This window comes from Bacillus sp. FSL P2-0099 (assembly GCF_038007445.1).
Classification (GTDB): domain Bacteria; phylum Bacillota; class Bacilli; order Bacillales; family Bacillaceae_G; genus Bacillus_A; species Bacillus_A mycoides.
Map to the genome: position 1 here is coordinate 441,257 of NZ_JBBOXE010000001.1, position 23,665 is coordinate 464,921.

Annotated in this window: 19 protein-coding genes, 1 pseudogene and 1 other annotated feature; of the genes and pseudogenes, 15 read left to right on the top strand and 5 right to left on the bottom strand. The window is 35.7% G+C overall.

Going from position 1 to position 23,665, the window contains the following annotated elements:
- Positions 1-84 precede the first annotated feature (84 nt).
- Together MKY90_RS02275 and proS are read left to right on the top strand one after the other, a co-directional pair.
- Positions 85-378 (top strand): YesK-like family protein, encoded by a 294-nt coding sequence (locus MKY90_RS02275; protein ID WP_002124993.1) that lies wholly within the window; start codon positions 85-87, stop codon positions 376-378.
- 93 nt (positions 379-471) lie between these two features.
- Positions 472-679: a binding site (T-box leader), on the top strand.
- Positions 680-724: 45 nt separating this feature from the next.
- A complete protein-coding gene (proS, locus tag MKY90_RS02280; protein WP_215599081.1) occupies positions 725-2,155 on the top strand; it encodes a proline--tRNA ligase in 1,431 nt (476 codons plus the stop codon).
- Between the two features lie 116 nt (positions 2,156-2,271).
- Here the strand turns inward: proS and MKY90_RS02285 are convergent.
- Positions 2,272-3,433: pseudogene (locus MKY90_RS02285) on the bottom strand (cell wall anchor protein).
- A gap of 207 nt (positions 3,434-3,640) precedes the next feature.
- On the opposite strand from MKY90_RS02285, the gene MKY90_RS02290 reads away from it, so the two are divergent.
- The 7 genes from MKY90_RS02290 (at position 3,641) to MKY90_RS02320 (ending at position 10,219) form a co-directional block, all read left to right on the top strand.
- The gene (locus MKY90_RS02290) at positions 3,641-4,519 is read left to right on the top strand and encodes an ROK family protein (RefSeq protein WP_061676176.1); all 879 of its coding nucleotides are present in this window, start codon (positions 3,641-3,643) and stop codon (positions 4,517-4,519) included.
- A gap of 128 nt (positions 4,520-4,647) precedes the next feature.
- A complete protein-coding gene (locus MKY90_RS02295; protein ID WP_002029589.1) occupies positions 4,648-5,244 on the top strand; it encodes a TerD family protein in 597 nt (198 codons plus the stop codon).
- A 23-nt stretch (positions 5,245-5,267) separates the two neighbouring features.
- Complete coding sequence (locus tag MKY90_RS02300) at positions 5,268-5,852, top strand: TerD family protein (RefSeq protein ID WP_002124998.1); 585 nt, start codon at positions 5,268-5,270, stop codon at positions 5,850-5,852.
- A gap of 80 nt (positions 5,853-5,932) precedes the next feature.
- Positions 5,933-6,511: a TerD family protein gene (locus MKY90_RS02305; protein WP_002010227.1), complete on the top strand. Its 579-nt coding sequence runs from the start codon at positions 5,933-5,935 to the stop codon at positions 6,509-6,511.
- Between the two features lie 73 nt (positions 6,512-6,584).
- Positions 6,585-7,376 (top strand): TerC family protein, encoded by a 792-nt coding sequence (locus MKY90_RS02310; RefSeq protein ID WP_002125000.1) that lies wholly within the window; start codon positions 6,585-6,587, stop codon positions 7,374-7,376.
- 110 nt (positions 7,377-7,486) lie between these two features.
- Positions 7,487-9,118 (top strand): YceG family protein, encoded by a 1,632-nt coding sequence (locus MKY90_RS02315; RefSeq protein WP_002125002.1) that lies wholly within the window; start codon positions 7,487-7,489, stop codon positions 9,116-9,118.
- Between the two features lie 18 nt (positions 9,119-9,136).
- Complete coding sequence (locus MKY90_RS02320) at positions 9,137-10,219, top strand: toxic anion resistance protein (RefSeq protein ID WP_002029585.1); 1,083 nt, start codon at positions 9,137-9,139, stop codon at positions 10,217-10,219.
- A 34-nt stretch (positions 10,220-10,253) separates the two neighbouring features.
- Here the strand turns inward: MKY90_RS02320 and MKY90_RS02325 are convergent, their stop codons facing one another.
- A complete protein-coding gene (locus MKY90_RS02325) occupies positions 10,254-12,920 on the bottom strand; it encodes a cation-translocating P-type ATPase (protein ID WP_003187179.1) in 2,667 nt (888 codons plus the stop codon).
- Positions 12,921-13,112: 192 nt separating this feature from the next.
- Positions 13,113-13,337 (bottom strand): DUF1128 domain-containing protein, encoded by a 225-nt coding sequence (locus MKY90_RS02330; RefSeq protein ID WP_002010236.1) that lies wholly within the window; start codon positions 13,335-13,337, stop codon positions 13,113-13,115.
- Positions 13,338-13,512: 175 nt separating this feature from the next.
- On the opposite strand from MKY90_RS02330, the gene MKY90_RS02335 reads away from it, so the two are divergent.
- From MKY90_RS02335 to MKY90_RS02345, 3 genes are read left to right on the top strand one after another with little or no spacing between them, the layout of a single operon-like run.
- The gene (locus tag MKY90_RS02335) at positions 13,513-13,977 is read left to right on the top strand and encodes a low molecular weight protein-tyrosine-phosphatase (RefSeq protein ID WP_002125006.1); all 465 of its coding nucleotides are present in this window, start codon (positions 13,513-13,515) and stop codon (positions 13,975-13,977) included.
- 53 nt (positions 13,978-14,030) lie between these two features.
- On the top strand, positions 14,031-14,546 hold the full coding sequence (locus MKY90_RS02340; protein ID WP_002125007.1) for a DUF4075 domain-containing protein: 516 nt from the start codon (positions 14,031-14,033) through the stop codon (positions 14,544-14,546).
- Between the two features lie 5 nt (positions 14,547-14,551).
- Entirely contained in the window at positions 14,552-15,421 is an 870-nt protein-coding gene (locus MKY90_RS02345) for a YihY/virulence factor BrkB family protein (RefSeq protein WP_002125008.1), read from the top strand.
- 181 nt (positions 15,422-15,602) lie between these two features.
- Here the strand turns inward: MKY90_RS02345 and MKY90_RS02350 are convergent, their stop codons facing one another.
- Positions 15,603-17,528: a heavy metal translocating P-type ATPase gene (locus MKY90_RS02350; RefSeq protein WP_341090210.1), complete on the bottom strand. Its 1,926-nt coding sequence runs from the start codon at positions 17,526-17,528 to the stop codon at positions 15,603-15,605.
- A 365-nt stretch (positions 17,529-17,893) separates the two neighbouring features.
- Here MKY90_RS02350 and MKY90_RS02355 point away from each other — a divergent pair, with 365 nt between their 5' ends.
- From MKY90_RS02355 to lepB, 3 genes are all read left to right on the top strand, one after another.
- Positions 17,894-18,844: a DMT family transporter gene (locus MKY90_RS02355; protein WP_002125011.1), complete on the top strand. Its 951-nt coding sequence runs from the start codon at positions 17,894-17,896 to the stop codon at positions 18,842-18,844.
- A 123-nt stretch (positions 18,845-18,967) separates the two neighbouring features.
- Positions 18,968-19,648, top strand: a complete 681-nt coding sequence (locus tag MKY90_RS02360; RefSeq protein ID WP_063219479.1) for a lysoplasmalogenase — start codon at positions 18,968-18,970, stop codon at positions 19,646-19,648.
- A 287-nt stretch (positions 19,649-19,935) separates the two neighbouring features.
- Positions 19,936-20,472 carry a signal peptidase I gene (gene lepB, locus MKY90_RS02365; RefSeq protein ID WP_002029576.1) on the top strand — a complete coding sequence of 179 codons (537 nt, stop codon included), beginning with the start codon at positions 19,936-19,938 and terminating at the stop codon, positions 20,470-20,472.
- 43 nt (positions 20,473-20,515) lie between these two features.
- Here lepB and MKY90_RS02370 read toward each other — a convergent pair whose 3' ends face one another.
- Positions 20,516-23,299 (bottom strand): tetratricopeptide repeat protein, encoded by a 2,784-nt coding sequence (locus MKY90_RS02370; protein WP_098167588.1) that lies wholly within the window; start codon positions 23,297-23,299, stop codon positions 20,516-20,518.
- Between the last annotated feature and the right edge of the window lie 366 nt (positions 23,300-23,665).

Sequence of the window (23,665 nt, forward strand, 5' to 3'; positions counted from 1 at the left end):
TTTTTGAATAAAATTTCGTTATTTATTTTCAGAAAAATTAAACATATAATAAGTATAAGGGAATGAATGGAAGGAGGGAATACTATGGATTGGCTAGATGGATTTGGTATCTTTTACATCATTGGTGGAGTCACCGTTCTCCTTGTATTTTTTATGTCATATTTACTAAAGAAACGTTTTCCAGACAAACAGTTTGATATTATATTTGCACTTAGTTTAGTACTTCTTTGTTTAGCTTTCTTTCCTGTAACAATGATCGCTATTGGTGGTTGGGAAGGAATGGGATACGGATTTATTTGTTTCTTCGTTTTAATTGGTACACTAATTGGTATGGTTGCTCATCAACTTGTAAAAATAGTTCGGAAAAGTTACGTATAAAACAGTGATAATTGAAAATAATGTATAAAAATAAGAAAATTGGCTCTTGTTTTGAAATAAAATTTATATTATGATATTCAACAAATTTATTTTGTTATAACGATGAAAAAGGAATAGTACATGTCTTACCTTTTTGCAGAGAGAGAATCCTTTTGGCTGGAAGATTCTTAAAGAGGCGATATGGAACCTACCTTTGAGTTCTGCATATGCAGCGGGAAATTCCCGTTATCAAAAAGAGAGCATACTCAATTTTTTTGTGTATGAATCAGGGTGGTAACGCCGACAAAGCTCGGTCCCTATTTGGGGACGCGGGCTTTTTCTATTTTCTAAAGGAGGAAGAATAACTATGGTAAAAGAACAAGTACAAGCCATTACGAAGATGGAAGAAGACTTTGCTCAGTGGTATACCGATATTGTAAAAAAAGCGGAGCTTGTTGATTATTCAAGTGTGAAAGGTTGTATGATTTTACGTCCATACGGTTATGCATTATGGGAAAATATGCAGAAAGTAATGGATGAAAAATTAAAAGAATCTGGTCATGAAAATGTGTACATGCCAATGTTTATTCCAGAGAGTTTATTACAAAAAGAGAAAGATCATGTTGAAGGATTTGCTCCTGAAGTAGCATGGGTTACTCATGGCGGGGATGAGAAATTGGCGGAAAGACTTTGTATACGCCCTACATCTGAAACTTTATTTTGTGAGCATTTTTCAAAAATTGTTCAATCATATAATGATTTACCAAAGTTATATAACCAGTGGTGTTCAGTAGTTCGTTGGGAGAAGACGACGAGACCATTCCTTCGTACAACTGAATTTTTATGGCAAGAAGGTCATACGATTCATGAAACGGCAGAAGAATCTCAAATTGAAACATTAAATATTTTAAATCTATATGCTGCTTTTTGTGAAGAGTATTTAGCGATTCCGGTTATTAAAGGGCAAAAAACAGAAAAAGAAAAGTTTGCAGGAGCGAAGGCAACTTATACGATTGAAAGTTTAATGCATGATGGAAAAGCACTTCAAACAGGAACATCTCATAACTTTGGAACGAATTTCTCTGAAGCATTTGATATTAAGTTTTTAGACCGTAACGGTAAATGGCAATACGTACATCAAACATCTTGGGGTGTATCAACAAGAATGATAGGTGGACTTATTATGGTTCATAGCGATAATAACGGACTTGTAATGCCGCCAAAAGTTGCACCATTACAAGTTGTTATCGTACCTATTGCTCAGCATAAAGAAGGAGTTTTAGAAAAAGCAACAGAGTTACAAGGGCGTATTCAAAAGGTTGCGAGAGTAAAAATAGATGCTAGTAATAAAACACCTGGCTGGAAATTTAATGAGTATGAAATGAAGGGTGTTCCAATTAGATTAGAAGTTGGTCCAAAGGATATTGAAAAGAATCAAGTTGTACTTGTAAGGCGAGATACGAAAGAAAAAGAGTTTATAGCAATGGATCAATTAGAAGAGCGCATCCCATCATTACTTGAGGAGATTCATCATTCTTTATTTAGTAAAGCAAAAGTATTTAGAGATGAGAGTACTTATAGTGTGACGAATTTCGGAGAGATGAAAAAAATAGCTGATGAAAAGCAAGGGTTTATTAAGGCAATGTGGTGCGGAGAATTAGCTTGTGAAGAGAAACTAAAAGAAGAAGTTGGAGTATCTTCACGCTGTATGCCTTTTGAGCAAGAGCATTTAGCTGACGAATGTATTTGCTGTGGTAAAGAAGCTAAGCAAATGGTGTATTGGGGAAAAGCGTATTAATGCTTTTTTGATAGATGATGAAAAGGACTTTGAGCTGCATAATAAAATGCAATCCAAAGTCCTTTTTAGTTTTACAATTTGTTTCATGTATTTTTTAGATGGAAGGATGTTGTTTTTTATTTTGCGTTTTTACGGCGAATAAATAGTAACATACCAATTAGGAATGTTGAAAGTCCCATTAAAATAGATGCAGGATAATGTGTTGCAGTATTAGGTAACTTATCGCCTTGTTTTACTGAATTATCTTTTGCTTTGCCATTTTGAGAGCCATTATCACCTTGAGAACTGCTGTCGCCTTTAACACGGTTGCCGCCCTGAGAGCCATTGCCACCTTGAGAACTGCTATCGCCTTTAACACGGTTGCCGCCCTGAGAGCCACTGCCACCAGAACCACTGCCAGAACCACTGCCAGAACCACTGCCACCAGAACCATTGCCACCAGAACCATTGCTACCAGAGCCACTGCCACCAGAACCACTGCCACCAGAACCATTGCAGAACCATTGCCACCAGAACCATTGTCACCAGAACCACTGCCACCAGAGCCGTTACCACCAGAACCGTTGCCACCAGAACCGTTGCCACCAGAACCGTTGCCACCAGAACCATTGCCACCAGAACCACTGCCACCAGAACCGTTGCCACCAGAGCCGTTACCGCCAGAACCACTGCCACCAGAGCCACTGCCACCAGAACCATTGCCGTCAGAACCACTGCCGCCAGAACCACTGCCGCCAGAACCATTGCCACCAGAGCCACTGCCGCCAGAACCGTTGCCGTCAGAACCACTGCCGCCAGAACCACTGCCACCAGAACCATTGCCACCAGAACGTTGCCACCAGAACCATTGCCGCCAGAACCATTGCCACCAGAACCGTTGCCGTCAGAACCACTGCCACCAGAACCACTGCCACCAGAACCACTGCCACCAGAATCACTGCCACCAGAACCACTGCCACCAGAACCATTGCCGCCAGAACCACTGCCACCAGAACCGTTGCCGTCAGAACCACTGCCACCAGAACCACTGCCACCAGAACCATTGCCACCAGAACCACTGCCACCAGAACCATTGCCACCAGAACCACTATCGTCCTGAGAACCATTGTTTCCTGGAGGTTTATTATTATCTTTTGAATTACCTTCTGCTAAAGTATCGTTATTTTGTACAATAGCGTTTGTTATTGGATGGAAGTTTTCAGTTGCAGCATTACCAATATTTAAGCCGCTAAAAAAGGATAAAGAAAGTGTTGATGCTAAAATGAAGATTTTTGTCATTGTTTTCCTCCTGAAGAAAAAATTATTGTTCCATCTAAAATACACCCCTTTGTAATATTTCATAGAAAAAAGAGTTTTATGCAAAAAAAACTATATATAGAAAAAGGTGGTGTATTTCTAAAGGGAGAAAAGAGTTAATGTAAATTCCTTGCAAATAGTAGAGTGTTGGAGAATTTACACTCATAACAGTAGAGGAAGTGGCAACGGATGAAAGAATATATTGCATTTGATATTGGTGGTACGCAAATTAAATATGGAATTGTTTCAGAAATAGGGGTAGTACTAATACATAAAAAGGTCCCAACAGAAATTCACTTGGGCGGGGAACAAATTGTTCAAAAACTTATATGTTTATCAAAAAAGTTAATGACTGAACATACTATTTCCGGAATTGGTATTAGTACAGCGGGAATTGTTGATATTGATAAAGGAGTTATAACGGGAGGTGTGGATCATATTCCACGTTATGCTAATATTTCTATTGTTGAGAGATTACAAGAAGTATTAAAAGTTCCTGTATCTATTGAAAATGATGTTAATTGTGCAGCCTTAGGTGAGAAATGGAAAGGTACAGGGAGGGGAGAAAGCGATTTTATTATGCTTACGCTTGGAACGGGCATTGGTGGAGCAATTGTTATAAATGGAGAGTTATACCGTGGACATTCGTTTGGCGCTGGGGAATGGGGGAACATGTTAATAGAAGGGAAAACTTTTGAGGAGGTTGCCTCAATTTCAGGATTAATTCATCTCGTACGAAGATATAAAGGTAAAAAGGAGTGGGATGGTAAAACAATTTTCGAATTATATGATAAGGGTGATAGCGGTGTTACTCAAGCCGTGAAGATTTTCTTTAAACATTTGGCGATTGGTATTAGCAATCTTGCTTATATTTTTAATCCGAAAATGATTATTATTGGTGGGGGAATTACTGAAAGAGGAGATGATTTCTTACATGAAGTGAAGGAAGAGATAGGAACATACTTAAATCAAGAGATTTATAGTAATTGTGAGATTAAACTTGCGCAAAGCGGTAATTGTGCAGGAATGATTGGTTCTATTTACCACTTATTACATCAGTATAAATAAATATAGTATCTGTTTTCATATAATTGAGAATTTATCCTTTTTCTCATTAGATAAATAATGCTACAATATAAGAGGAGAATACAATGTTTTCCGATTTGGAAAATGCTTTGTAGAAAGGAAGAAACTTCATGCCTATTATTTTAGAAAAAGGACAAAAGATTGATTTAACAAAAGGACAACCGAGAGTAGCGAAACTGCAGGTTGGCTTAGGCTGGGATCCAATTGGGCAATCAGGTGGGTTTCTGTCTTCTTTATTTGGAAGTAAACCAAGTGTAGATTGTGATGCATCTGTTGTTATGTTAGAAGGGGATCGTTTTTTAAACAAAAATGATCTAGTTTACTTCGGCAACAAACTTTCTACTTGTGGTAGTATCATTCATTCAGGAGATAATTTAACAGGTGAAGGCGCTGGTGACGACGAAACAATTTTCGTAGAATTACATAAAGTTCCGAGCCGTATTAATCGTTTAGTATTCGTTGTAAATATTTATGACTGTGTAAATCGTCGTCAAGATTTTGGGATGATTCGCAATGCATATATTCGTATTCAAAACCCACAAACAGGTGAAGAATTAGCACGTTATAACTTGTCAGATAATTACGCTGGCAAAATGACTTTAATTGCAGGGGAAATGTATCGAGACGGAAACGAATGGAAGTTTTCAGCAGTTGGAGAAGGAACACAAGATAAAAACTTAAGTGAGATTGTATCACGTTACCAATAAGATAAACCAAGGAGGAATTGTATATGGCATCAATTTCATTGAAAAAAGGACAAAAGGTAGACTTAACAAAAACAAATCCAGGTCTTTCGAAAGTTCTTGTAGGACTTGGTTGGGATACGAATCGTTATGACGGACAAAGCGATTTCGATTTAGATGTTAGTATCTTCTTAGTAGGTGCTAACGGTAAAGTTTCAGGAGCAGAGGATTTCGTCTTCTATAATAATCCAAAAGGTGCGAATGGTGCTGTAGAGCATTTAGGAGATAACCGTACAGGTGCAGGTGAAGGCGACGATGAAACAATTAAAATAGACTTAAAAAATGTTCCTGCACATATCGAGCGTATTTGCTTCACAATCACAATTTATGATGGAGAAGGCCGTAGCCAAAACTTCGGACAAGTTTCTAACTCTTTCGTACGCATTATGGATGAAGAAAAGAATGCAGAATTAATTCGTTACGATTTAGGAGAAGATTTCTCTATTGAAACTGCAGTAGTAGTAAGTGAATTATACCGTCACGCAGGTGAATGGAAATTCAATGCAATCGGAAGTGGATTCCAAGGTGGATTAGGTTCTCTATGTAATAACTTTGGTTTAGATGTAGAGTAATAGATTTATATATCCATCGGTGAAACGCGTATTTACTGATGGATATATTTTTTGAAATTAAAATATAGAGGTGAAAATATATGGTTATTCAATTGCAAAAAGGACAGAAAATAGATTTAGCTAAAACAAGCCCAGGTTTATCAAGAGCAGTAATTGGTCTTGGATGGGATATTAAATCTTATGATGGTGGATCTGATTTCGATTTAGATGCATCTGCCTTTTTATTAGATGCGAACGGGAAATGTACGAAGGAAACTGATTTTATTTTCTATAATAATTTACAGTCTCCTTGTGAATCAGTTTTACATACAGGAGATAACCGTACAGGTGCAGGTGACGGTGATGATGAGCAACTTGTTGTCGATTTGAAAAAGGTTCCAGCAGATGTTCATAAAATTGCTATTACAGTTACAATTTATGATGGAGAAGGCCGTAATCAAAACTTTGGACAGGTTGCAAATGCATTCGTGCGTTTAGCAAATGAAGAAACAAACGAAGAAGTTCTTCGTTTTGATTTAGGGGAAGATTTCTCCATTGAAACAGCAGTTGTCTTTTGTGAATTATATCGTCATAATGGACAGTGGAAGTTTAGTGCAGTAGGAAGTGGATTCCAAGGTGGATTAGGTGCGCTTGTAAGAGCGTATGGCTTGGATGCATAAGAAGGGAAACGGTATTCGTTTCCTTTTTTTGACCTTTCTATAAATCTAGCAAAGAATAGGGGATAAAGGTAAGATGAGTATTTTGCAAGGAATCCTTGATACGTATGCTCAGTTTTTCGACTTGGACATGTGGATTAAAGTGTTACAAGATCCAGTATCTTGGGGGTTAATAGGTACACTTGTTGTACTTGAAGGGTTATTATCTGCTGACAATGCACTTGTGTTAGCGGTAATGGTAAAACATCTTCCAGAAGAAAAACGAAAAAAAGCATTATTCTATGGACTTATTGGAGCTTATGTATTCCGTTTTATTGCAATTGGAATCGGAATGTTCTTAATTAAATTGGCATGGGTAAAAGTGTTAGGTGCGCTTTACTTAGCTTGGCTGTCAATTAAATATTTCATTGATAAAAGAAAAGGCACTTCAGAAGAAGAAGAAGCCCATGGTATGAACCAAAATAGTATTCTCTTCAGAATGTTCGGTGTTTTCTGGGGGACGGTTGCGATGGTTGAATTAATGGATATCGCATTCTCTGTAGATAGTGTACTTGCTGCGTTTGGTGTATCGAATGAAGTTTGGATTTTACTATTAGGTGGAATGCTCGGTATTTTAATGATGCGCGGTATTGCTGGCGTATTCTTAAAATTGTTAGAGCGTATTCCAGAACTTGAAACGACAGCATATATTTTAATCTTAATTATTGCAGCAAAAATGCTACTGTCTGTCATTCATATTGAGGTAAGTCATACGCTGTTCTTTATTATTTTAGTTATAGCGTTTGGAGCAACATTTATACTTCACTACATGAAGAATTCTGGACAAGCTAAAGAAGAAGTTGCAGCTACTAAAAATGAACATAAATAGTTGAAATGGGTTTGCTCGTTATGCGAGCGCCCATTTTTTATAACTAGAAATAGTTTATAATAGAAGAGAGACTTTATAAAAAACGTAAATGTTTTTGGAGGTGAACTGTTGTGTTTTCACGTTTTACACTTCAACCATATGCATTAAAAGATGAATCAGATTTAAAGCAATTTGAAGCGCTTTTAGAAAAACGTCCACAATATGAACTGACAGAGAATGAGATGAAATTTAGTTATATAGCAAGTCGCATTCTTGGTGTTCCGAATGATGTAGATGAATATTTCAATGAACTATTTGATTATAATGAAGCAAAAGGGATCGAGGTTTTGCATGAACAAAATTTAAATAAGGTGATTGATCCCGAAAAACTGCGCCATATTCAAGAAGTTTTTGCATTACATCAAGAAGCGCCGAATGGACTTACAGTAAATAGGCTTGTAGCACATTTGTCTGGAAAACAACTATTACCGCAAGTAGACAATCCTGATTTACAGCATTATATACATACGACGTTTATTTCTGTATTGAAATTGTATGAGAAACAACATAATCAATCTTTAAAAACAGAAGGATTCCGGCGTTTCTTAATCGATATGATTAAATTAAGTGAAAATTACGTAGCGAAGTGGTTCTCTACGATTAATTATAAGAAACAAATGCCACGTATCGTTTGGTACGGTGATGCGACGGAGAGTCGTATATATTTCTTATACTTTCTTATTATGCTCGGCTGTGATGTGCTTTATTATCACCCAGAAGGAAAAGATGGATTTGAGAGTGTAGATGAGGAAGGAAAGACCTTTGTCGTATCTCATTCAGGCCGTATTTCATTGGAACCATTTCCTGATCGGCGTCGTGAACGCGTCGCAACAGTAGCTTATCAAGCTTCAAAAGAAATCGAGCAAGTACTTCACCACGATAATTCATTATTATACAAACCGTGGCAATTCCGTTCGTATACACCTGTAGCCCGTACGCTCAAAACAACGTACGATGAACTCTTTTTAATTACGAAAGAAAAGGCATTTGTACGCCCAACATTCTTTGTTGAAAATAAGCATATTTATATTCCTTCTTTATTTGCAAAAATATCAGGTGTTTCAAAGAATGATAAAGAATATTTTCAGCGACTAAAGGCTGTTACATCATTTGATAACAGTTTCTTGATTAATACATTCCCGTTCACGAAAGAACAAAAAGCGAATTTCCAATATCATTATCGAGATGCATTGGACCGCGCAGGGAAGTTACATCCGGATTTAATTATGAACAGCCATTGGTGGCCGCATAAGCGTTTACCAGAAGGATTACAACATGGTATTGCAGAAGCAATCATCCATACGTGCGAAAGTGAAATGTGTAAACCAATTGCGAAAGAGACGAAACAAGATGTAGCACTGTATGTTTTCGCACAACTCTCTCAAATACCACCGAACATTTTAGAGCAGCTTGAGAAATTTGATTATTCGCAAGAAGTACCGAAAATTGTTATATTTAATAATGAGAAGAGCGGAGAATTAAGTCGTTCTGATGCTGTGTTATTACTATTTTTAAATCAAATTGGAGTAGATGTATTCCACTTTAATCCAACGGGGAGAAACGATATTGAACCGTATATTCAATCAGGAGCATTTGATTCACATTGGCTTGAAGAAGTTAATTTCGATCTTGAATTTCATGGTTCATCAGCCTATAAAAATTTATCACAAACAATAAAAGGACTATTTCGTCCATTTTTATAAGGAAAGGGAGAATACCATATGAATAACCCAGTCGTACTAGATTCGAAAACAGAATTGAATGAGCAAACCGCACAAGATGTTCGCTTGCAACTTAGACAAGATGCAGAAGTGCAACGTATTTATAACGCAGTAGACATTAAAGATCAATTAGAATTAATTGAACTCGGAAAAGAACCTTCTATGGAAATTTCACGTTTCGCTGATCAAATTTTACATACAATGTCTTTATCGAAAGTAGAAGACTCTGGTGAATTATTAAAACAGCTTGGTAAAATTATGGACAGATTTGATAGTAAAGACTTTGCGGAAGAGAAAAGTGGTTTCTTCTCACGTATGTTCAAAAAAGCAGATAAAATGATTGAACAAATCTTTAGTAAGTATCAGACGATGGGTCGCGAAATGGATAAAGTATACGTAGAAATTACGAAGTATCAAGATGAAATGAAAAAATCAATTGGTACGTTAGATGGTTTATATGAGCAAAACTTAAAGTATTATTTAGACTTAGAAAAATACGTAGTAGCAGGGGAAATGTTATTAGAGCGTTTAAATACAGAGTTAGTTCCGATGTACGAAGAGCGCATACGTAATAATGATCAGTTAGCGGGTATTGAATTAGAATCGCTTAAAAACTCTGTTGAAATTTTAGAACAACGTATTGATGATTTAGAAAAAGCACGTATGGTTGCTCTATTAACGGCACCACAAATTCGTATGATTCAACGCGGTAACAATAAATTAATCGGTAAAATCAATACAGCATTTATTACAACGATTCCTATCTTTAAAAATGGTATCATTCAAGCGGTAAATGCGAAACGTCAAAAGCTTGTTGCGGACTCTATGGCTGAACTTGATCGACGTACAAATGAATTACTTAAGAAAAATGCACAAAATATCGCAACTCAAAGTGTGGAAGTAGCGAGATTATCAGGTTCTTCTAGTATTAAGATGGAAACACTTGAGGAAACTTGGAACATTATTTCAAGAGGTATGCAAGAAACACAACAAATTGAAGAGCAAAATAAACGTGAGCGTGAAGAAAGCCGCAAGCGCATGGCTACATTAACAGAGAACATCAAAAAAGAATTACAAGGATAAAGAAAAGGCAATGAGGAACAGTCCTCATTGCCTTTTAGTTTCTCTTAACTAATTTAATGATTTCATTCACAACAAGCGGAATGATACTTAACAAGAGAACAAATCCCCAATCTCGCATTGTTAATGCATGCACACCAAATATATTGGCAAGAGGTGGGATGGAGATAATACACACTTGCATAAGAACACCGATTAGAAGTGAGAAGACTAAATATTTATTTGTAAATATCCCAATTGAAAAAATTGATTTCGTTCTTGAACGTAAGTTAAATGAATGAACGAGTTGAGAGAAACTAAGAACGACAAATGCCATCGTTTGAGCGTGTAATAGCGCGTCTTCATCAATTTGGTCTGGGAAGAGAGGAAATAAATTTGTATCTCCTGTATAGAGCTTTGCCCCAACGATAAAGGCTGTTAAAGTAAGAAGTCCAATTACAACCCCATTGAAAATAAGAAAAGGAACGCTACCGCTAAATAAGCTTTCTTTCGCATGCCGTGGTTTTTCCTTCATCACATCTGGATCTTCAGGATCAACACCGAGTGATAATGCAGGCAGTGTATCTGTGATTAAATTTACCCACAAAATGTGAATCGGGCGTAGTGGTGTTGCCCAGCCGAGTAAAATAGCTAAAAAGAGAGCTATAATTTCGCCGAAATTACAAGAAAGTAGGAAGAGAATAGACTTTTTAATATTACGATAAATATTTCTTCCTTCTTCAACAGCTTTCACAATAGATGAGAAGTTATCATCTGTTAAAACTACATCTGCTGCGCCTTTTGCGACATCTGTTCCTGTAATTCCCATTGCTACTCCAACATCTGCTTGCTTTAAAGAAGGAGCATCATTTACACCGTCACCAGTCATGGAAACGATATTTCCTTCAGCACGTAATGCTTTTACAATCTTCACTTTATGTTCTGGAGAGACCCTAGCGAATACATTTAAGTGATTAATTTTACTTGCTAGTTCTGTATCTGAAATGGTATCTAATTCAGTTCCAATCATAATTTCAGATTTTTCTTCAGCAATACCAAGTTCTTTGGCAATTGCAAAGGCGGTATCCTTATGATCACCAGTAATCATAACTGTGCGAATACCAGCTTTTTGACATTCTGTAATTGAATCTTTTACTTCTGTGCGTGGTGGATCAATCATACCGACAAGACCGATAAAGATAAGATTTTCTTCGAGGTGATTTATATTCACATCGTTTGAATCGTATCTTTTATATGCGAATGAAAGTACTCTTAAGGCTTCTTGTGACATTGACCCGGCAGCTTCTAATATTTGATTTTTATCAGAATCTGTTAAGATCTCAATTTTATTATTTATAAAGATATGGGTACAGTGAGGTAAAAGTTTATCAATTGCACCTTTCGTCATGCTATAGTAGCTTTCATCGTACGTATGTACAGTTGACATCATTTTACGATCAGACTCGAAAGGTAATTCGTTAACACGTTCATGTTTATTTTCTAAATGATCTTTTTGAATGTTAAAAGAGCTTCCGGCAACAAGAAGGGCAATTTCTGTAGGATCCCCTGTTTGTGAGTCGGTACTGTAAGAGGCATCGTTGCATAAAACCATATTTTCTAATAATAGACGGTGTACATCATTATTTATATTCAAATTTTCTAGCTGGTCGTATGTGCGATCACTATAAAAGTGAGTAACGGTCATTTTATTTTGAGTTAATGTACCTGTTTTATCTGAACAAATAATTGTGACAGAACCGAGAGCTTCAACAGCTGGTAGTTTACGAATGATAACGTTTTGTTTAATCATACGCTGAACACCAATGGCAAGAACGATGGAAACAATAGCTGGTAAGCCTTCTGGAATGGCTGCAACAGCTAAACTAATTGCAGTCATAAACATTTCCAAAGTATCTCGTCCTTGTAAAAAACCGATGAGAAACATAATAGCGCAAATAGCTACAGCGACAAAACCTAAATATTTTCCTACTTGTGCCAAGCTTTTTTGAAGTGGTGTCATATCATCGTCTGCTTCATGTAAAAGGGTAGCAATCTTGCCAATTTGTGAGTTCATCCCAGTTTCAACAGCAACACCAGCGCCACGTCCATACGTTACTAACGTCGACATAAATGCCATGTTTTTTTGATCGCCTAATGGTACTTGCTCATCACTTTGCATGGAAGGGTGGTAGACTGCATCTTTATCGACAGGGACGGATTCACCAGTTAGAGCAGATTCTTCAACTTTTAAATTTGCAGTTTCGATAAGGCGTAAATCGCAGGGGATATACCGCCCAGCATCAAGCATAACGATATCACCTGGAACGACGTGCTCAGATGGAATTTCTTTTAGTTCACCATCTCGCTTTACGATAGCTTTAGGTGTTGCCATCTTTTTCAATGCTTCTAAAGCCTGTTCTGCTTTCGATTCTTGGATTACACCGATAACGGCATTTAAAACTACAACGAGCGCGATAATACTTGCATCAGCCCATTCACCTACAAAGGCGGAAATAAGGGCAGCGATAATAAGGACATATACGAGGACGTCATTAATTTGGGCGAAAACGCGTTGCCATAAAGTACGTTTTTGTTTGGTAGCTAATTCATTATAACCATATTGCTTTAAACGTTCATTTACGATTTCATCTGTTAAACCGTGTTGTTCATTTGTTTCTAGGTCGATTAATGTTTGATTTTTCGTCTTACTGTACCAATTGCTCATAAGTAAGCACCCCCAGTAAAAACAGTTAGCAATGGTAGTGTGGCAATTTTTTTAGAGTAGTATGTATGGAGAAAAAATCTAAGGTGAGATTCTACTTTCATTGTACAGTATTTTAGAATGTGATGAGGAAAAGAGAAGAGTTGTCATGAATTTGTTGAAATTAAAAGAGCCTCGCATACGTGAGGCTCTTTGTTATTTTTTAATTAATGTACCTAGTTCCTCAGTAATAGCTTGCATTTCACTAATACTGAATGTTTCACGTTTCATAACATGCTCATAAATGTCACGTAAGTCCTCGTACATTTCTTCGTTAAAACTAGCAGCTCTCATTGCTCCAGCATTAACCATGCGTAATTTTTCTTTAATAGCTTCTACCATATATTCAACGTTTGCTTCTGATTTCACGGATAAATCCACCGAAGTGTCCCCCTTTAAAATAACATAAGGTTATCTTAACATTTTTTTATCATTTTCGTTAATGAAACTTTTCAATCCTATTAAATTAGTAGGGATTTCCTTTATAATTAATAATTGGTTGCTTATACTATAGATATATATTAAGAAATGCACCAAGAAGGGAAGAAACAAAAATATGGTCCGAGTATTGTTTGTTTGTCTTGGGAACATTTGTCGTTCTCCAATGGCAGAAGCAATTTTTCGAGATTTTGTCGTAAAAGAGGGACTCGAAGAGAAAATTGTCATTGATTCTGCAGGAACTGGAGATTGGCATATTGGTCATCCACCACATAAAGGAACACAAAAAATTTTAAAAGAAAATGAAGTCTCTTTTGAAGGAATTAAAGCACGGCAAGTAGAAAAAGAAGACTTAACAAAGTTTGATTATATTATTGCCATGGACAACAAGAATATAGCGGATTTAAAAAGTTTTGGTAAAACTGGAGGCTATATTGGTAGGCTGTCCGATTTTGTTCCAGACGGTGGCTGGACAGACGTTCCTGACCCTTACTTTACAGGGAACTTCCAAGAAGTGTATGACCTTGTAACAGAAGGGTGTGTAAAGCTATTAGCTTTCATTCGAAATGAACAAGGAATATGAGGAAGCTTAGAAAGTAATACTTTCTAATATAAGAAATGAAAGGGTGAAGGAATATGGCAAAGAAAAATAATATTGCTCGAAACATTGCGATTGGTGTAGCTGCAGGTGTAGCTGTATCTATGTTAAAGAAAGAAAACCGTGAAAAAGTAAAAAATACGGCAGAAAAAGCAAAAACAAAGATGATTGAGATTGGTGAAAATGCGAAGATAAAAGAAAAAGTGCAAACTGTTACAGATAAAGGACGCGAACTTGCTGATTTCAATGTAGTGAAAGCGAAAGTAGCAGAAATTAAAAAATTGACGCCGTCTGTTGTAGAAACGTTAAAAGAAACGAAAGAAATGTTTAGTAAGAAAAAGATTGTGCCAGTAGAAAAGCCGGAAACGATTGAAATTCAAGCTGTATCTCCAAAGGTAGATGAGCTTAAAGCAGAAGAAGAGCCAGTGGTAGCTGAAGATGGTGGTATGAAAGAAGCGCGTGAATTATTTATGAAGGACTCAAATGCAGAGGAAAAAAAAACTGAAGCATACATTGAGCTAAAGCAAAATAAAGAAGAGAAGAAAAGCGTCTAAAAAATATGAGAAAATTTCTAGAAAAAGCAAAAAGAAATCGCACTTTTTCGTTTGGGAAAGATTTATATGACCGGACGATGCGCGATGATGTAGCGGGCTTAGCAGCACAGCTCGCTTATTTCTTCTTGCTTGCGATTTTCCCTGGGCTTGTTTTCTTAATTACGCTTCTTGGCTTTATTCCCATTCAAACAGAGGATGTGCTTAGTTTATTAGAGGTTTATGTACCAGATGATGCGATGAACTTGATTGAGGTAAATGTAGATAAAGTTGTAAATCAGCAAAATGGTGGTTTATTATCATTTGGTCTATTATCGATGTTATGGTTTGCCTCAAATGGTGTTAATGCGGTTATGAATGCTTTTAACCGCGCTTATGATGTAACAGAAACACGCTCCTTTATTAAAACAAGAGCTTTATCTATCGTGTTCACGTTAGCAATAATTTTTATGATCGTGTTTGCACTAATCGTCCCAGTATTTGGACAAGTGATTGGGGCAGCCGTGTTTAAAGCAATTGGTTTATCGGATAGTTTTTCTTATGTTTGGAGCATTACACGTTTAGTAGCAAGTTTCTTCGTTTTAATCGCTTTGTTTAGCTTTTTATATACATTTGCGCCTGATCGTAAGTTAAAGAGAAGAGAAGTTGTTTCAGGGGCGTTATTTGCTACTATAGGATGGATTGTGGTATCGTACTCATTTGCCTATTATGTAGATAAATTTGCAAATTACGCTAATACATATGGTGGTCTCGGTGGTATTATTATTTTAATGTTATGGTTTTACTTGACTGGATGGGTAATTTTACTTGGCGGTGAAATTAATGGTTTACTCCATCATTATAGAACGGGTGACAATAATTCCCGTAATGAAAAATGAGCTCTTGTTCCATAATAAAAGGGAACAGGGGGGATATTTCATGAGTAATAATAAAAAGAACCACAATAATAAAAATAACAAACAAAAGAGCAGTTCGCATCCAAAGCATAAAACGAGCAGCAGTGCGAACGGTCACAATAGCTACCATTAAAAAAAGCGGGTCCTTTATGAGGGACCCGTTTTAATTATTTCCTTTTAATAATCGTAAGCCATTCAAAATTACAAGAATGGTACTTCCTTCATGTCCAATAACACCGAAGGGAAGCGCTAAAAACTGTAAAAAATTTGAACAAATCAGCATTGCAATGACAGCTAAAGAGAAGATAACGTTTTGCTTCACAATACGGTTCATTCGTTTTGATAAACGGATTGCTTGAGAGAGACGAGATAATTCGTTTTTCATAAGAACAACGTCTGCAGTCTCTAATGCCACGTCTGTTCCTTCACCCATTGCAACACCAATACTAGCAGTAGCGAGGGCAGGTGCATCGTTTATACCATCTCCAACCATGGCGACTATGCCGTACTTTTCTTTTAACTGCTTTATCGTTTCAACTTTTGTTTCCGGTAAACATGATGCGTAATATTCTTTTATATTACTTTCATTGGCAATTGCTTTTGCTGTTTCTTCATTATCACCAGTAATCATGATTGCTTCGACACCAATGCTTTGCAAATCACGAATAGCCGCTATCGTTTCTTGGCGAAGGGTATCTTTTAAAGCAATCAGTCCAAGAATACCATCCTCATCACTAATATAAACGACAGTTTTCCCCTCTTTTTCAAGTGAAGCAGAAATGCCATTATGAAATGTTTTTATTTCTTCTCCGATAAAATCAGCTTTACCAATTTTATAAGCTTTGTTTTCTAATATTCCTTTTAATCCAAAACCAGTTACATCTTCAACGTTTTCTGGTTTTTTTATCGTAATGTCGTAAGCATGTTTTGCATATTTAACAATCGCTTCTGCTAAAGGGTGTGTAGAGTGACTTTCAATCGCTGCTGTAATAGAAAGTACTTCACTTTCTGCTATGCCTTCTCGAACATATACATCTGTTACAGTAGGTTTTCCTTGTGTTAATGTTCCCGTTTTATCAAAGGCAATCGCCTTTACTGAAGCTAGACGTTCTAAATGAATACCACCTTTAAAGAGAATACCGTTTCTCGCTCCGTTTGAAATTGCTGATAAAGTTGCTGGTGTAATAGCTGCAACTAGAGCACAAGGAGAAGCGACTACAAGTAAGATCATAGCGCGATAAAACGTTTCATTCCAACTCCAATCAAGTAAGAAATGAGGAACGAACATCATAAGCGCAACAACGAGCAGCACACCTTTTACGTATGTTCCTTCAAATTTTTCGATGAATAGTTGTGATGGTGATTTTTCGCTTTTTGCACTTTGAACGAGACGAATAATCTTTTGGAATAATGTTTGATCGCTCGGCTTCGTAATTTTAACTTCGATAGCACCACGTAAATTTACAGTGCCGGCAAATACTTCATCGCCGAATTTTTTCTCATTCGGAATAGGTTCTCCTGTAATAGCTGCTTCATCAATATTTGTTTCACCATTATGAATTGTGCCATCAGCAGGAACACGCTCACCTGGCTTAATTAAAATAATATCGTTAATTTGTAATTGTCCAACTGGAATACGTTCCTCGGTTCCAGTTGAAATACGTAATGCTTCTTCCGGTTGTAGATTAAGAAGCGCTGAAATTTCTTTTTGGCTTTTACTTAATGTATAAGATTCCATTGCACCGCTTAATGCAAAGATGAAGATTAAAATAGCACCTTCTGCCCAGTAACCGATAACTGCGGCACCGATAGCTGCAAAAATCATGAGCATTTCAACATTTAGCTCTTTCTCTTCAATTGTGTCTTCAATACCTTCTTTCGCTTTTGCAAATCCTCCAATTACATAAGCAAGGATATAGAAAGTAATACCTGCACTTAATGCATCATTTTTTGTGAATAACCAACCAGCTAAAATAAAAATACCAGATGTGATTGCAAATATAAGTTCATAATGTTTCTTTAATGTATCCCATAAAGAGGGATGAGAAATATCTTTTTGTGCTGGTAATGTTTTTACTTCTGCGTTCATTAATACTCGCTCCTTCCGAATTCTTATTGAGAAAAAGAATCAAAATCGAAACCCCTATAAAACGACGAAAGCTGCCATCCATAATGGATAGCAGCATTTCTGTTGAATCTGATTTTAATAGTTATTATGTTGTAATTATTCTATAGTATAGCATATGTTTTTCTTAGATGATATGTTTTTGTTTTAGTATAAAGTGAAACTTTAATTAGTGGGGGTTTTGTTCATCCCACGCTGATTATTAGCCCTCGCCAATCGGGCTTTTACTGCCCGGCGAATAGCGGGATAAACTGAAAACTTGTGTTTTCGCATTTCCTTTGGTATATATGAATATTGTTCATAAAAAGGTCGGAAAGGAAGACATCAAGTTGAAGACAGAGAAATTTTTTACCCATCCGATTGGCGTGTTTATTGCTGCAATAGTAGCAACATTTTTATGGGGAAGCGCATTTCCCTTTATTAAATTAAGCTATGCTGAACTTGGAATTCAGCCACAAGAAGTCGGGGAACAAATATTATTTGCTGGCTATCGCTTTTTCTTATCTGGTGTAATGCTCTTATTATTTTTTAAAGCGTTAGGAAAAGATATGAAGTTCAAAAAAGGAACAGGAAAGCAGTTAGTTCAAATTGGCTTGTTTCAAACTTTTCTTCAATATATATGTTTTTATATTGGAATGAGTTACAGCTCAGGAATTGAAGGAGCGATTATTTCAGGAACATCATCATTCTTTCAAATTTTACTCGCACACTTTTTATATAAAGATGATGCTCTAAATAGGCGAAAAGTAATTGGAGTAGCTATCGGTTTTTGCGGTGTGATTTTAGTGAATGTACCGAGTGATGGAAGTTTATCATTTCATTTTGGAATAGGTAGCTTATTACTTCTTGGGGCAGCCATGATGTATTCGTATGGAAACATATTAGCGAAAGAAGGTAGTAAAACATTAGATATTGGGTATATGACAGCATATCAGATGATTTTCGGATCAATTGGGTTGCTATGTATAGGTGCATTTCAAGTTGGAATGATGCCATTCACATTTAATCTACATGCAATACTTATGCTCATATATTTATCGTTCTTATCAGCAGCCGGATTCTGTATATGGAATACAATTATGAAGTATAACAAAGTAGGGAAAGTCTCGATGTATATGTTCTTTATACCAGTGTTTGGTGTGCTACTATCAAGTCTAATTTTAGGGGAAGCAATCCATTCCTTTGTACTATTTGGTTTAGCATGTGTCGCAGCGGGAATTATTGTAGTAAATCGTAACCCGGTTAAAAAGAAAGTTGAGCAAGAAAAACAAGTAGCATAGAGAACAGAAAAACGATTAAAATGGAAGAACAGTATTGTTCTTCTTTTTTTACATAGAAAAAGGAGAACGTGATATATGTAACGAAAAAAGATAGAATAATGCATTTATTGAGGAGAACATATTATGAATGTACTTTACATTGTGTTAGTCGGGCAAATTATTCTTTTTTTAATGGGAGCAATTTATGCAATAGGACAGACGAAGAGAACGAGAAATAATATGCCGTTACCTTTAGCAGTTCGTCTTATTCTTAGTTTTTCTTTAACAGGAAGTGCAATTTGGATATGGTTACAAGATCCATCGGCTGAGTACAGTACGTGGGTTGCACTCGGTATGACTTTATCAACTGTAGGGGATTTATTTATGGCAGGATTAATTCCAGTTGGTCATCGATTAATTGGAGGAATGGTTACTTTCGCTCTTGCACATTGTTTCTATGTGAAAGCATTTTTACAAACAGGTATTTCATGGAATGGTTTTTGGATCGGTTTATTCGTATACGGACTCTTTCTAATTATAGGGTGGTTTTTCTTTATTCGAAATGAAAAACAAGACAAACTTTTTACAATAGGCGCTCTAATTTACGGTTTGTGGGTTGGAGGAATGGCATGTTTTGCATTCGCCTTATATTACGAGAATATAGGAATATGGTGGATACCAGCACTTGGTGGTTTACTGTTTGTGATTTCTGATTTTATTATCGGCGTGACAGATATCGGAGGGCGCAAACTGAAGTATGAACCGCTTTGGATTTGGTTTACATATGTCGCAGCGCAGATGTGTATTGTATATGTAGGATTATAAAAAGATACTCTCAAAAATAGTTGATAGACTATTTTGAGAGTATCTTTTTTATTGCTATGCTATTATATTTGTTTGTTTAATTTGTGTAGTATCTTATACTTTCTAAGCATAAATTTCATAGGAAAAGTCCTGTTTGATAGATGGAAAACATAGTATATAAAAATAGTGAATTTATAGGGATTATTATTTTTATATTTGTAATATTCTAATGTTATAATTCAGAATTTTGTGGAAATTAACCAGTCGGAGTACTTATAATAAAAATAAAAAGATGATGAGATGGTGGAATGATGCAAAAGAAAAAATGTTTGCGTGAATTCTTTGAAATAATTGCAATTGCATGTTTATTAGTGTTTTTGGCAAAAATCTTTTTGTTTTTCCCTACGACTGTAAAAGGAGCATCGATGAGGCCGACGTTACAAGATGGAGATAAAGTAATTATTAATAAACTTGCAAAGAGATTTGAAAGTTATGAGAGAGAGGATATTATTGTCGTGAAGACAGATAATTTCTATGTGAAGAGAGTTATTGGATTACCAGGAGATGTAATTGAGATGAAGAATGATCAATTATATGTTAATCATCAAGTGAAAAATGAAGAGTATTTAAAGAATAATAAAAAACAGGCAGAAAAATTACTTATCAATTTAACTGAAGATTTTGGACCGATTACAATTCCTAAAAATAAAATTTTTGTGATGGGAGATAATCGTTTAGTTAGTAGGGATAGTAGGAACGGCTTAGGGCTCATTGATAGAACAGAAGTATTAGGAAAGTTCATGGCGATATATTATCCATTTGAACATGTGAAAATTGTAGATTAAAAATAAGAAAAACCAAGCGAATTAGTTGCTTGGTTTTTCTTATTTAAACAGTTGGTGTTTTATTTATTGTTTCTTGTGAAGCAATATGTTCATTATTTTGGTCGATATTTAACATGAATTTTCGTTGTAACAATTGCAATTTAAAGAGTGTTAAAGGATCATGATAAGTTTCTGGGTTTGTTCTTAGCTTTGTTAATGTTTGCTCATCTTCTTGTATTTCAAGTTGGGCTGCTTCTACGGTTTGTTTCAATATGCTAAGAGGGTCTTTAAAGAACATCATGATATCCCGTTCTAGCGCACCTTCAAATACTTCAAATTGAAGGAAGAATTGTTTTGAAATCATCTGAGCAACTTCTGTATAATCTTCTGTTTCAATATATTGTTTATATTTATTTGATAGCATAGATTGATTTTTTTGCATATTACCGAATAATTTCCCTGCACTCTTTAAGAAAAATTGTGTCGGTGTAAAGCGTAATAAAATATTGATGTTAGCTACTGTAATTCTATTCGTCATTCTTGCAACATCTCTATCCCAGTCATCTAGTAATTTGAAATCACAAGGAAGTTTAATACGCTCTTCCTCATAGAGCTTATTAAAGGTATCGCTCATTTCATCTAAATAAGCCTGAGCTTGAATGAATTCATTATGAGCAGTTTCAATCCATTCTTGAATAGACCCAGTAAATTTAGGAAGAAGCACTTGCTGTACATGTTTTTGAATTCTTTCATTCATTGCTACATTTAGTTCTTCATGGACCAGTTTGAAATCACTATCTTCTTGAACGAGGTCAGAGCAACTCTGCAACAATTCAGGAATTTGAGAATGTATATCCTGCGTAATCTCTTCTTTCGTTAAGAGATAAGATTCTGTAATAGAACGAATTTTATCTTTTTGAATGGCAGTAAGATTATTAATAAAACCATCAAGTTTTACTAAAATATGTTTATTCCAGCGAACGGATTTCACTAACGTATTTTCTAATTCCACACGTTCATTTACAAGGTATGCAATTGTTTTTTGGATAAACCATAATAATTTTTCAATGCGTTCTTTTTCCACGTTACGCTTAGTAAGGTTAGAAAGAATAGAGTCTGTTACGTTACCTAGCTGTTCACTACTCTCTTGTGAAGGAGAGTAAGGGAAAAAGTGTGCTTCTGGGAAATGTACGAGTATTTTCTTTTTAATGCTGTTCGTGATATTTTCACTAGTATTCGTATCAATTGTTTGTAAGACGAATTTAATTTGTAAATTTGGTACTTGCTCACGAATATATAATAATGTATCGAGCTCTTCATCATGTAATGGTGCAGCTGAATTTAGGACATAGATGAGACTATCTGCTGCCTGTAAGTATTCAAAGTGAGAGCTGTTTTTGTCAAGTTGTCCATGCACAGTAGGTGTGACAAGGAATGAAAACTTATTTTTTCGTAAAAATCTACTTGGTAATTTAACTTCAATACATTTTCTTTCTAGTTTTGACTGAGAAGGTACCGCTAGTATGTTATGAAGTTCGTCAAAGTTTGGTATATTTCGTATATCTAGTTCTGTAAGCTCAGTTATTTCAGTTTGACTATCATCTTTAAATGTAATTGAAGTTGTTATAGCCTCATTTAATATATTTTCTCCTAGTATAGAGTTAATAAAGGCTGATTTATCATAATCGCTAGCTCCTGCTACTAGAAGTTGTGTAACAGTTAAATCGTATAACTCACGAACAAGTAGTGTGAATTGATGACCTAAATCTACATCATTCTTCTCAGCCCATACAGCAATCGTTTCAAATAATGCTGATACGTCTGCCATATCAACATTTGCATGAGCTGATGCATTTGAAAGTAAGGCACCTGCGCTTTTTACGAGTAATGATTCTAGAGTTGTCGGTGAAACTTCATTCCATGCTAATACTGCTGCGGAGACAAGTAAAGAATCTTCCGCTCTCATTAAACTAAACCAATTTGTTAATAAATCTGGTACAAGTCCTTGTAATTCGTGCATGAAATGTTGTCCAGTAATCAATTCGAAGTACGTCTCTTGATAGCGAGTAGAAATTTCATTCCAATCGTCATGAGCATCTACTTCAACATGTAAGAATAGGTGATTTATTGTTTGAATCCAAGGTAGATGGAATGATTCATTTTCATAGCTGTTCCAAAGTGAGATAACAAGCTCTTTAAATTGAACTTGATCAATTGTATATAAGGCTTTTAAAGATTCATAGAAATACTCAGGTTTAATTTTTTTAGTAAAGCCTCTGTTCACATAATTGATTAAAGTATCGAACCAGTGTAATGATTTTGTTCGAATTCCTTCTTGAACAGCGAGTTCAATAGCATTATTCCAATCTTCTTGTTTTTCATAGAACGATCGAGCGATTGCAGTAATATTTGGATAGTCTGGTTGAAATGCAACAGCCTCGCTAATCGTCTTAAATGCTAATCCTAAACGATTTTGCTCTATATAAAGAGAAAGAAGTTGTAGGGAGACTTCCATTGTAAGAGTTGTATCTTCTGTTTGGATAGATGTATAAATTTCTTCTGCTTTTGGCAAGAAATCTAATTCGAAATAAGCATCTGCAATATTCTTCATAGCCCAGAGAGCAAGTTCATTATTTACTTTCTCCCATTTGAATATAGCGGCTTCAAAGTCGTTAGTTTGAAAATAAACTTCACCTTGTGCAAAGCGAACATTAGATATATTGGAGAATTCATTCTTTGATTCATTTATATATGCTTCACCGAGTACTTCCGCTACCGGAATGGAAGAGTCTTCTGTTAAAAATGTTTTATAGTAAATCTTTTGGATAAATTGTTTTTCAATGGTCATGTTCGTTCCCCCTGTATAATTTAGAAAAATGATGTTGTATGTAAAAGGGTGCATGTTACTCTAATAGGTAGAAGTTGCATTATATAGACCAAACTATGTTTTTGCTAGATATATCATTTTTCTTGAGAGTTAAACCGTTGCAAAAAGTAACTTCCCTTTATTGTAACAAAAAAATAAGCCTATGAATTTTTATTTTTTTATCTCGCTATTTATAGGAAGTAAGACTCCTACTCCAAAATTGAGCGAATGCAAGGAAGTTAAGTGGGAGCCCTGCTGCCCGTAAAATCCCGATTGGTTCAGGCTAATAATCAGTGGAGATGGATAAAAAACCACTGATTAAATCTCTATTTAAGGAATGGAATAGAA